At 44.4% G+C, this 11,441-nt stretch carries 7 protein-coding genes and 1 pseudogene; 3 read left to right on the plus strand and 5 right to left on the minus strand.

Going from position 1 to position 11,441, the window contains the following annotated elements; all coding sequences use genetic code 11:
• Positions 1-35: 35 nt before the first annotated feature.
• The 4 genes from J2Z28_RS01700 to J2Z28_RS01715 all read right to left on the minus strand — a co-directional run bounded on the left by J2Z28_RS01700 (position 36) and on the right by J2Z28_RS01715 (position 6,236).
• Positions 36-1,946 carry a beta-glucoside-specific PTS transporter subunit IIABC gene (locus tag J2Z28_RS01700; protein ID WP_211080930.1) on the minus strand — a complete coding sequence of 637 codons (1,911 nt, stop codon included), beginning with the start codon at positions 1,944-1,946 and terminating at the stop codon, positions 36-38.
• Between the two features lie 128 nt (positions 1,947-2,074).
• A complete protein-coding gene (licT, locus tag J2Z28_RS01705; RefSeq protein ID WP_211080931.1) occupies positions 2,075-2,926 on the minus strand; it encodes a BglG family transcription antiterminator LicT in 852 nt (283 codons plus the stop codon).
• 233 nt (positions 2,927-3,159) lie between these two features.
• The gene (locus J2Z28_RS01710) at positions 3,160-4,584 is read right to left on the minus strand and encodes a glycoside hydrolase family 1 protein (RefSeq protein WP_415841476.1); all 1,425 of its coding nucleotides are present in this window, start codon (positions 4,582-4,584) and stop codon (positions 3,160-3,162) included.
• Positions 4,585-4,778: 194 nt separating this feature from the next.
• Complete coding sequence (locus tag J2Z28_RS01715) at positions 4,779-6,236, minus strand: glycoside hydrolase family 1 protein (RefSeq protein ID WP_211080932.1); 1,458 nt, start codon at positions 6,234-6,236, stop codon at positions 4,779-4,781.
• Positions 6,237-6,832: 596 nt separating this feature from the next.
• Between J2Z28_RS01715 and J2Z28_RS01720 the strand changes: the two are divergent.
• From J2Z28_RS01720 to J2Z28_RS01730, 3 genes and pseudogenes are all read left to right on the plus strand, one after another.
• Positions 6,833-7,897 (plus strand): annotated as a pseudogene (locus tag J2Z28_RS01720) (suppressor of fused domain protein).
• Between the two features lie 26 nt (positions 7,898-7,923).
• On the plus strand, positions 7,924-8,685 hold the full coding sequence (locus tag J2Z28_RS01725) for a LuxR C-terminal-related transcriptional regulator (RefSeq protein ID WP_211080933.1): 762 nt from the start codon (positions 7,924-7,926) through the stop codon (positions 8,683-8,685).
• A gap of 107 nt (positions 8,686-8,792) precedes the next feature.
• Positions 8,793-9,572: a hypothetical protein gene (locus J2Z28_RS01730; protein WP_211080934.1), complete on the plus strand. Its 780-nt coding sequence runs from the start codon at positions 8,793-8,795 to the stop codon at positions 9,570-9,572.
• Positions 9,573-9,688: 116 nt separating this feature from the next.
• On the opposite strand, the gene J2Z28_RS01735 is transcribed toward J2Z28_RS01730, so the two are convergent.
• On the minus strand, positions 9,689-11,440 hold the full coding sequence (locus J2Z28_RS01735; protein WP_244988058.1) for an ABC transporter ATP-binding protein: 1,752 nt from the start codon (positions 11,438-11,440) through the stop codon (positions 9,689-9,691).
• Position 11,441: the final 1 nt, after the last annotated feature.

Genomic DNA, 11,441 nt, shown 5'->3' on the forward strand with positions numbered 1-11,441 from the left:
TACATTCCGGTGAAGCTGCTGTTTCATTTTTATGGTTAAGCTTTAGCTGTGAACAACAAGTCTTTTTCTTTGATCGTAGTGCGACCAGCAGACTCAATCGACTCATACTGATGCATGTTTGTAATAATGACTGGTGTGATCGTTGTGTAACCGGCTTTTTCGATCTCTTCCCGGTCAAACTCCATCAGTACATCACCTACGGCAACCTTCGCACCTGCTTGAACTTTAGGAGAGAAGAACTGACCTTTCAGCTTCACGGTATCAATCCCGATATGAATCAACATCTCTGCGCCTGTATCACTTACCAGACCAATGGCATGTCCACTCTTCGATAACGAGAACACGGTTCCGTTGATCGGAGATACGACGCGACCTTCAGATGGTTGAATCGCGAATCCTTTACCCATAATCTCTTCAGAGAACGCAGGGTCTGGCACTTCGCTCAGCGGTTTAACTTCACCTGTGATCGGGCTGAATACTTGCTCATCTTGTGCTTTTGCTTCTTCAGTTACAGCAGCAGAAGTTGTTGCTGCTGGTGTTGCCGGCTCAGCTGCTGGTGCAGCTACTGGCTCCGATGCATTTTCTTCTTGGAAGCCCAAGATATACGTAATGATCGCTGCCGCTACGATGGCAATCAAACCACCAACCAAAGCATAAATCAATGTGCTAATTGCTGGACTGACAAATGCCGCAATACTCGGCAGACCTGCAAGTCCTGTAATAACATACGATTTAACATTGAAGATTCCCATGAATGCACCAGCAATAGCGCCCCCGCTGAGAGCTGCGATAAATGGTTTTTTGAACTTCATGTTGATACCGTACATCGCTGGTTCCGTGATCCCCATAATAGCCGTAAGACCCGTGGAATAGGCTAGGGATTTGGTTTTGCTATTTCTCGATCTGAGACCTACACCAAATGCTGCACCACCTTGTGCCAAGTTAGCTGCAAACATCAGTGGAATAATAAAGTCGTAACCCAGTGTTGTCATTGAACCTACAACGATTGGCAACAATGCATAGTGCATACCTGTAATGATCAGCAGTGACATCGTACCACCAATCAAGATACTTGCGAAGATGGACATGTTGTCGAACAACCATGAGATACCACCAGACAAACCATTACCAAGAACGGTACCGAGTGGTCCAACGGTCATCAACGTCAGTGGAACCATAATTAACAAGGTAACTGTTGGAACAATGAGTAACTTAAGTGAAGCATGTATAACACGATCAACGGCTTTCTCTACATATGAAGCAATCCAAACGGCCAGAACAATCGGAATAACTGTAGAAGAATACGTTGCCGCTATGACTGTAATCCCCATGAAGGATGAGTTGTGACCATCGGCCAGCAATGCTGTAATGGTCGGGTGCATAATGCCCGCAGCAAGCGCCGCAGCAATATACATATTACTGCCCAACTTACGTGCAGCACTAATCGCCAGAATGATTGGCAGGAAGTAGAACGCACCGTCACCGATTGCAGACAAAATGATGTAGGTCGAGCTGGTATCGGACAACCATCCAACTGCGACAAGGATGGCCACGATCCCTTTGATCATACCTGCACCCGTAATCGCAGGCAGAATTGGTGTAAACATACCTGAGATGAAGTCGAACAATGCACTTATTGGATTTCTCTTTTTCTTCTCCCCAGTTGAAGCGCTTGAGGTTGCATTATCTGCGTTTGGTGATTTCGACATGTTGCCAACGAGTGCGTTATACACGATAGGCACATCGTTACCGATGATAACCTGGAACTGTCCACCGTTCTCCATCACGCCCATAACGCCTGGTGTATTTTTCAGCGTCGCTTTGTCCGCTTTTTGGTTGTCATTCAGGTTAAATCTGAGTCTTGTCATACAGTGTGTGACTTGATCGATATTCTCTTCGCCACCAACAAGCTTCAAAATATCCTTGGACAATTGTTGTTTATCCATTGTGTTTTGCTCCTTTTATGTGTAATGAAGGTTAAAAAAAAACCTAAACACTGAATAATGACAAAGCAGAAAAGCTTATCATTATTCAACGTTTAGGTTTTGCCTTTTTAGCAGTAACAATCCCAACTTTATTCAATTGTTTGTTCATTTCTGACAATTCGTTCAATATGAATGGTCAGATACAGTATTTCTTCCTTGGACAACACCCGATTATAGATCTTACGCGTATAGTCACTGATCCTTACTGCACATGCATGTGCTTCCGGATACTGCTTGCTCACCAAGTCATGAAGCGGATTATCTTCTTCTTTATCTTCAATCGCCGTTCCTTGCAACACACGCTGGGCAAAGAACTTCAGATGAGTTAAAAATCGATAATAACTCAATGAATCTTCATCAAGTTCAATCACAAAGCTACGTCTTACGATGTTAAGTATGTCCTTAACAATGTTCGTAATACTGATCGTTTCCCTCATCTCACCGTTCATCTGGGCATTAACCAGATGCATTGCAATGAATGCGCATTCGTCTTCGGGAAGCAGGACACCTAACGTTTCCTCAATAATCTGTAGCGCCTTGAGTCCAATGGCATATTCCTTCCGGTACATGCGCTTGATCTCCCAGAACAATGCGTTACGGATCTGCAATCCTTGACGATGTCGATCAATGGCAAAATGAATATGATCCGTCAGTGAAATGTAGATGCTTTCATGCAGCTTCTCACCTAATACCGTCTCGGCATAACGGATAATCTCATCCGAGCACTCGACATATTCAACCGAGATATCAGACAGAAGTGTTTTAAGTTTCTGTGATACTTCCTTACTTTCAAGCGAGAATATTTTTTCGACGAGACTCTCGTCAATCGATTCACCAGTATGCTTTTTGAAGGCAATTCCACGTCCCATAACGACCAGTTCGTTTCCTCCCGGATCAATTACGGTAACTACGTTGTTGTTCAGCACCTTCTCAATTTTCATTTCTTCACATCACCTTGCACCGTCAAAGTAGTAAAAGGCAAAACCAAAGCAGGTCACGAAATATGCCCCGCTTCTGGTTTTGCCTGATTGAACAGTAACAATCCAGTATTCATTAGCCTTAGGCCCATCTTACCATATAATTATCCATATGACAATGTTTTTGTGAAAGCGGTTAATGTGCGTTAATGTGACATCAGAAGGTGCTTGCACAACTATGCTTATAGAACTAGTATTTACTCGTTGTCATTCTTAAGACTCGCGCCATTTGTACTAATAACTTCCTTGTACCAATGGAATGATTTTTTCTTGTAACGATCCAATGTTCCTGAACCGTCATTGTTGCGGTCTACATAGATGAAACCATAACGTTTCTTCATCTCTGCTGTTGAAGCACTTACTAGGTCAATACAGCCCCATGACGTATAACCCATCACTTCTACGCCATCCTCAAGAGCTTCGCCAACCTGTACCAGATGGTCATTCAAGTATTGAATACGGTAATCATCGTTCACCGTTTTATTGCCATTTTCGTCCGTAATCAGCTCATCGACTGCGCCCAGACCATTTTCGACAATAAACAATGGTTTTTGATAACGGTCCCAGTATTTGTTCAAGGTTACGCGCAGTCCTTGCGGATCGATCTGCCAGCCCCACTCACTCGCTTTCAGATAAGGGTTTTGCACACCTGCGAACAGGTTTCCTTTTCCTTCGATACGTTTCTCGGGATCACCAGTCTCACAGATACTTACATAATAACTGAACGAGATAAAGTCTACGGTATGCTTCAGAATTTCAGCATCGCCGTCTTCAAACTTAATATTGATATTATTCGCTTTGAAATAACGATTAATGTATTTTGGATAATAACCACGTGCATGGATATCAGCAAAGATATCATTGCGCTGTTCCGCATGCATAGCTGCAACCACATCATCCGGGTTCGGAGTCAACGGATACGTAGGCATGCTCAGTACCATACAGCCGATTTTGGCTTCAGGCATAATTTCATGACCCAGTTTTACAGCCAAGGCACTAGCTACCAATTCATGATGGATCGCTTGGTACAGATCCTGTTTGGACAGTTCTGCTTTTGGCGTATAGATGCCGCCGCTCATGAATGGTTCCTCCAGGATGGAGTTAATCTCATTGAATGTCAGCCAGTATTTCACTTTGCCTTTGAAACGGTTAAACAGCACTGTTACATAACGCTCGTAGAACTCGATCATTTTACGGTTAACCCAGCCATCATACGTTTTGGACAGATGCAGCGGTGTCTCATAGTGAGAGATCGTTACGAGTGGTTCAATACCGTATTTGTGACACTCATCGAACAGGTCATCATAGAATTGCAGACCTTTCTCGTTTGGCTCCAATTCATCGCCTTTAGGGAAGATACGGGACCACGCGATGGATGTACGGAACACTTTGAAGCCCATTTCAGCAAACAGTTTAACATCCTCTTTATAACGGTTATAAAAGTCAATTCCGATCAGTTTCAAGTTATCTTCTGTAGGTGCTTCCGTTCTAGGCGTTGTAATCCCGTGTGGCATTACATCTTGAACAGATAGGCCTTTACCATCTGTATTATAAGCTCCTTCAAGTTGGTTGGCTGCTACAGCGCCGCCCCATAGGAAGTCCTTCGGAAATAGTGTTGTCATGTCAATCATTCCTCTCTAATTAACGTATTTTCATTCTTTGTCTAAATGTATTACTCTATCCTTTGCAGACAGGAAAAAGCGGACAATCTCCAACTAAAAGGGCCGTTAGGAGGAACATCAGATTCCTTCCATGCCAACTTTCGTGTTAGGTTTTGCCCGCTTTTTATGCGGTAACAATCCTGAAAACGAGAGAACTACAGTTGCTCACCATTGCTGGAGATTACGTTTTTGTACCAGTCGAATGAATCTTTCTTGGAACGTTTGAGTGTTCCGTTACCTTCGTCATCCAGATCCACGTAGATGAAACCATAACGTTTGGACATTTCGGAAGTGGACATGCTCACAAGGTCAATCGGGCCCCAGGCTGTGAATCCGATCAGGTCCACGCCGTCTTTGATGGCTTCTTTCATTTGTTCGATGTGTTTTTTCAGGTAATCCACACGATAGGAGTCATGAATAGAACCGTCTTCTTCAACACGGTCATATGCACCCAGACCATTTTCTACGATGAACAATGGTTTCTGGTAACGATCCCAGAAGTTGTTCAGCGTTACGCGCAGACCGATCGGATCGATCTCCCAGCCCCAGTCGGACGCTTCCAGATAAGGGTTTTTCACGCCGCCAGTCAGGTTACCTGTTGTTTCTTCCTTGTCTGCGGATGCAGATTTAGTTACGGACATGTAGTAACTGAAGGAGATGAAATCAACAGTATTGTTCAGCAAGATCTCGTCATCGCCTGCTTCTTTTTGGATCACGATGTCGTTTTCTTCAAAATAACGAGCCATGTAGTTCGGGTATTTACCACGAGCATGCATGTCCGTGAAGAACAGGTTAATCTGATTCTCGTGTTGAGCCAGACGAACATCTACCGGATTACATGTTGCTGCATAAGTTTCCATACGAGCAAGCATACAACCCACTTGGGAACCAGGCATAATCTCGTGAGCAAGCTTCGTTACCAATGCACTTGCTACAAATTGGTGATGCAGCGCTTGATATGTTGTTTGCAGTTTGTTGTCCACTTTATCGATCAGAATGCCTCCGCCAGTGTACGGGCTGAACAGCATGACGTTAATTTCATTAAACGTCAGCCAGTATTTCACTTTATTTTTATAACGGTTGAACACCGTTTCTGCATACCGAACATAGTGCTGGATTACTTCACGGCCAGCCCAGCCGTTATATTTTTGCGTCAAGCCAAGCGGTGTCTCATAGTGAGACAATGTAACGAGCGGCTCGATGCCATATTTCAACAATTCGTCGAATACTTCATCATAGAATTTCAAGCCTGCTTCATTCGGCTCTTGATCATAACCGTTCGGGAAAATACGTGCCCAGTGAATGGACAAACGGAATACTTTGAAGCCCATTTCAGCGAACAATGCAATATCTTCTCTAAAGTGATGGTAGAAATCGATACCAAAACGTTTCGGGAAACGTTCTTCAAATTTGCCGGAGAGGATCTCTTCGATTCGGGAAGAGGAAATTTCCATAGCATGTCCGCCTGTACGCTTCTCTTTGGGAACATGAGCGATCATGTCCGCTGTGGAGAGGCCTTTGCCGTCCTTATCGAATGCACCCTCCAATTGATTGGCAGCTGTAGCGCCGCCCCATAGGAAGTTTTCGGGGAATCCTTTTTTTGCCGTGGTCATGAACAAAAACCTCTTTTCGAAATTTATTTTGGTTTTTCCAGGTAAAAAATGGTGTGATTTAGAGCAGAAAACAAGAAAAACCTAAACTCAAGGTAAAATAGCACCAAAAAAAGGAGCTTTCATTTCACCATCAGTTTAGGTTTTGCCTGTCTTCACAGTTACAATCCATCAAAAGATGTTATTGCATATTCTGTTGTGTTTGCTCTTGTAATGTAAGCGTAACATATCTATTTTGCAAAATCAACTTCACTAGATCATATGATCGTTCACACACTCTCACCATCGAAAAAATTAACGTGGCATACGCATAATCGCTGCCCTTAATGCCTGCGCTCCTTCCTCCGTTTCCAGGTAAACAGCGGGACTTTGGTCCCCTAAAACCGGGATATCTTTCGCCATACATTCAAAAGCGTACTCCCCCACTTTAAATAGATACCTTTCATACTCATGTAATTTCACTCCCTGGATTGAAATTAATAACACCGAAGTCCTATCTGACACAATTCATCCTTAAGCCGCTTGAATCCGTTTCTGTAACAGGTAGACTTAATTTTAAATGTTTTTCGGGGGAAAGAACAGTCAAGGAGGATTCAATAATGACGCAGGAAGAAAACACATCTGGTTGGAATGCGATTGATCAATCCATGCGTGAATTGTATGGGGAACAAGAGCCAAAACACTACGGCACTGCCCTTCCGTATATTCTCGGAGGTCCCGATCCACTCGATGGCATTAGCGTTTATGCTGTCGATAACCCTATGCCTCACTGGCATTTTGTTACCTATGGTTTCTCTGAATTATATGAAAAAGAGATGCAGGATGCATCCAAGAGCGGGTATGGTTTTGAGATCACCTTTCGTCTTACACGCAGTGAAGCAGAGACTGATCCGCCAGCCTGGGCGCTGAATCTGCTACAGAATGTAGGACGTTACGTGTTCAACAGCGGAAATATCTTTCAGCCAGGAGATTACATGGACGCCAATGGCCCCATCTGTCTGGAGTCCGACACTTTGCTGACTGCTCTCTCGTTTATTGAAGATCCGGACCTACCCGCGATCTCTACGCCTAATGGTTCAGTGCAATTTATTCAGATGGTTGGCATTACAGGTCGGGAACTGGAAATGATTCAAAGCTGGAATGCTCGCGGCTTCCTGTCTGCCTCCTCCATGTTCATGCCCAAATATGTGACGGATCTGATGAGAAATTCGTACGCAGATATCCCTTCGGTTATACAAGCGGTTGAGGATGGAATGGAACAGGACGGGTCCAGCACAGCGTTTTTATTCATACAACAACTGGGTTGGGAGTCCCCTCGCAAAAGATTGCTGCAAAAATCGGTTCCGGCCAAACTTCAGCTTGGAGCCAAACAAGCCGTATTAGTTGGCACCATCCTTCGTAGCCGAATTTCGAAAGGTGCCTCTCTATCCTTGATCGGACCGGATACTAATATTCTCTTCGAAGCAGGTGAACAGCCAGCCATATTGGAATCGGACAGACAAGTTACCCTGACGGTGAACAAACAAATTGTTAATGAGCTGGCATAGAACCTTCGTCCGGTTGAAGGGACATTCGAGATAACTTCATTGGATCATATTATCGTTCAGATTGTTAGAACAGAGATTAAGGACCAAGAAGGACACGTCATTCAAACGATTGGATGAGAACTGTGCAGCAAGGAGGAAACAACATGCCTGCCATTACATTTGCCTCACGACACGAAGAGTCTCCGACTTGCTCGCATGCAGCAGGAACGGCTCCGTTCGACTATTTACCAAAATCCAGTCTGGATAGGCTTCGTAAAATCAATCATTTCCTGATTCATGCATTCCAGAACAGTATCTCGGTTATCCAAGAGAATTTAACGGGAACTTATCTTTTTCTACTCGCAGATACCAACGGTGTGCTCCTCTCGATGAATTACAGTTCAGATCTTAAAGCTGTAGTAGAAGATTCCCCCATTCGTCCAGGCATGTTCTTCACTGCACAGAGCTGTGGAGTTAACGCCATATCTGTAACGATGGACAGCAACGAGCCTGTAGTGCTGCTGCCCGAGCAGCATGAAAGTCCTTATTTTCAAAGCTGGCATTGTTACGCCGCACCTCTGTTCATGGGATCGCAACATGTCGGTTATCTGGATGTGTCCACCATTAATGCAGATATGCAAGGTGAACTGATTGCCATTGCCAAGCTAATTCCAGCGTACATGCATAACTGTTATCAGAGTCAACAGACTGCTGAAGTGTGCAACAAACCGGCGGTGGAGTTCACCGAGCGTCAGTTAACCATTCTGGAGATGATAGCCGGAGGCCTCACGGTAAAAGCCATTGCTTTGAAATTAAAGATCAAGGAATGCACCGTGAATCATCACAAAAAAGTGATTTTCAACAAATTAGGTGTGCAATCCAGCACAGAAGCTGTTTCAATTGCTAGCCGAATGTCTTATGTATAGAAGACCCCTATAGATTCCTATAGGTAGTAAATGGGAACGTTTGTGCTACAATTTAAGAACCAAGCAAGATGTAGAGAGAGAAAACACACACATTTCAGGAGGGTAATATGACAATTCCAAAGAAAGCATCTTTATTCGCCATGCTCATTATGATTATGCTGGTTGCAGCCGCTTGCGGTGACAAGGCAGATAACACAACTACAACAGAAGAGCCTGCCGCGAAAGAAACAACGACTGGTACTAATTCCGAAACAGCAAATACGGAAGAGACAGAAAACACAGAACCAGCAAGCGAAGAGTCCAAGGAAACTGATAATTCCCAAGACGTGGAGCTGGGGACTACAGAAAAAGGTTCTTATACCAATGACTACTTTGGCGTATCTCTGAAGTTCCCGGAAGCTTGGGAGTTCCAGGATGCTGCAGGCATGAATGAGCTGACAAGTGCTTCATCCGAAGCGATTGCTGGTGATGATGAAACGAAGAAAAAACAAATTGAACTGTCTCAGACGAAAACATTGAATCTGCTTATGGCTTCAAAGTATCCATTGGATGGAGGTCAAGTTGGCCCTTCCGCTATGGCCATTGCTGAGAAAGTAAGCTTGTTGCAAGGTATTCGTACAGGTAAAGACTACCTGGAAGCAACCAAAAAATTCATGGTGGATAGCCAGTTCCCTTACGATTATAAGGAATTCACAACGGAAACCATCGGTGGTAAAGAGATGGATCTGATGCAAATTACGATGGATGCAGGTGACGGTTCGACCATTACTCAGGAATACTATAGTACGATTATTGAAGGGTATGCTTTCAACTTCATCTTCACTTACATGGATGATAAGACCAAAGCGGAGATTGATACCATCAAGAAATCAGTTCAATTCAAATAATTGAATTTCGAATTACTGCCATTAAATGAAGAACATATAACTCAACCCCGATAACGATCTGAGGAGATCATCGTCGGGGTTCTTTTGTCGTTGAAACAGACTATATGTTGCACTATCTAACTAGATATGGCTACCCAGTGCCCTTCCGTGACTTCTACCCACTTGGAATGTTCCAGATTATAACGGTCCTCTACTTCAACATTTTCTCTTGTTGTTTCTTTGACAACATGTCTCTTTTTCTTCGCTTCTACCGCTGGGTCAGGCACAGGAATAGCAGATAGCAATGCCTTGGTATAGGCATGTTGCGGGTTGGAATAGAGTTCTTCACTTTCCGCCAGCTCCACAATTTTCCCATTATACATCACCGCCACTCGGTCACTGATATGTTTCACCATGGACAAGTCATGCGCGATGAAGAGATACGTCAAGCCGAGTCGCTGCTGCAACTCTTCAAGTAATTGTACGATCTGAGCCTGTATCGACACATCCAGAGCAGACAACGGTTCATCACATACGATGAATTCCGGCTCCACAGCCAGAGCTCGCGCAATACCGATCCGCTGTCTCTGACCACCTGAGAATTCATGTGGATAACGCTGCGCATGGGTGGGATCAAGACCTACCATCTCCAGCAGTTCCTCTACCCGCTTCTCCCGCTGAGCGGCATTGCCTGCAAGTTGATGGATATCCAGCGCTTCTCCAATGATATCCATAATTCTCATTTTGGGATTCAGAGAAGCATAGGGGTCTTGGAAAATAATCTGCATATGTCTGCGCATCGTTTTCATCTCCGAAGCTGACAAGCGATTGAGCGGGACTCCTTTAAACAGGACATCTCCACCTGTTGGCTCATGCAGTCGCAGAATCGCACGCCCCGTGGTTGATTTTCCGCTACCGGATTCCCCTACAACGCCAAGCGTCTCTCCTTGACGAATATGGAAGCTAATATCATTCACGGCCTTTAAGGTATTGCCTTTCCCCAGATTAAAATGTTGTCTGAGTGATTTCACCTCAAGCAACGGCTGATCGTCTTCCAGATCTCTCGGGACCAACGATACCGGTTTTGGCTTTTTCTTCTGATCCAAACGTGGTAATGCATTCAGAAGTCTAATCGTATACGGGTGTTTGGGATTAGCAAAAATCTCTGTTGTAGTCCCGGTTTCCACAATCTGTCCTTCTTTCATAACAACAACCCGATCACACATGCCTGCTACTACGCCCAAATCATGCGTGATCAGGATAATCGATGTGCCCAGTTGGTCCTGCATATCTTTCATCAAATTAAGAATCTGTGCCTGAATGGTAACGTCCAGTGCGGTTGTCGGCTCATCGGCAATGAGCAATTCAGGACGACAAGCAAGTGCAATACCAATCATGACCCGCTGACGCATCCCTCCGGAGAATTCGTGTGGATACTGGTTGTAGCGTATTTCACTACGAGTTATCCCCACCCGCTCCATCATGGCAATCGCCTGTTTCTTGGCTTCCCTTTTGGACACCTTCTGGTGTTTGATCAGACTTTCGGAGATCTGTTTACCCACTTTAATAGTCGGATTAAGAGAACTCATCGGGTCCTGAAAGATCATACCAATATCACGCCCACGAATGCTCTCCATCTCTTTCTGCGTTTTATTGGCCAGGTCGACCCCTTTAAATAGAATCTCTCCATTTTTCATCTGTGAAGGCGGCGATGCCAGCAACCTCATAATGGAACGTGCTGTTACACTCTTTCCACTGCCCGATTCTCCTACAATGCCCAGTGTCTCGCCTTTTCGCACTTCAAAACTTACTTCTCGCACTGCCTGAAACTCACTCTCTCCAGAATGAAAAGAGACCGATAGATCATTAACTTTCAATAAAGGTTCCATA

This window comes from Paenibacillus xylanexedens (assembly GCF_017874615.1).
GTDB lineage: Bacteria > Bacillota > Bacilli > Paenibacillales > Paenibacillaceae > Paenibacillus > Paenibacillus xylanexedens.

What these genes read in the sequence shown, in the direction of transcription:
- J2Z28_RS01700 (WP_211080930.1), bottom strand. Translation starts at nt 1,946, where the DNA reads ATGGATAAACAACAATTGTCCAAGGATATTTTGAAGCTTGTTGGTGGC.
- J2Z28_RS01730 (WP_211080934.1), top strand. Translation starts at nt 8,793, where the DNA reads ATGACAATTCCAAAGAAAGCATCTTTATTCGCCATGCTCATTATGATT.
- J2Z28_RS01710 (WP_415841476.1), bottom strand. Translation starts at nt 4,584, where the DNA reads ATGACAACACTATTTCCGAAGGACTTCCTATGGGGCGGCGCTGTAGCA.
- J2Z28_RS01725 (WP_211080933.1), top strand. Translation starts at nt 7,924, where the DNA reads ATGCCTGCCATTACATTTGCCTCACGACACGAAGAGTCTCCGACTTGC.
- J2Z28_RS01715 (WP_211080932.1), bottom strand. Translation starts at nt 6,236, where the DNA reads ATGACCACGGCAAAAAAAGGATTCCCCGAAAACTTCCTATGGGGCGGC.
- J2Z28_RS01735 (WP_244988058.1), bottom strand. Translation starts at nt 11,440, where the DNA reads ATGGAACCTTTATTGAAAGTTAATGATCTATCGGTCTCTTTTCATTCT.
- licT (WP_211080931.1), bottom strand. Translation starts at nt 2,926, where the DNA reads ATGAAAATTGAGAAGGTGCTGAACAACAACGTAGTTACCGTAATTGAT.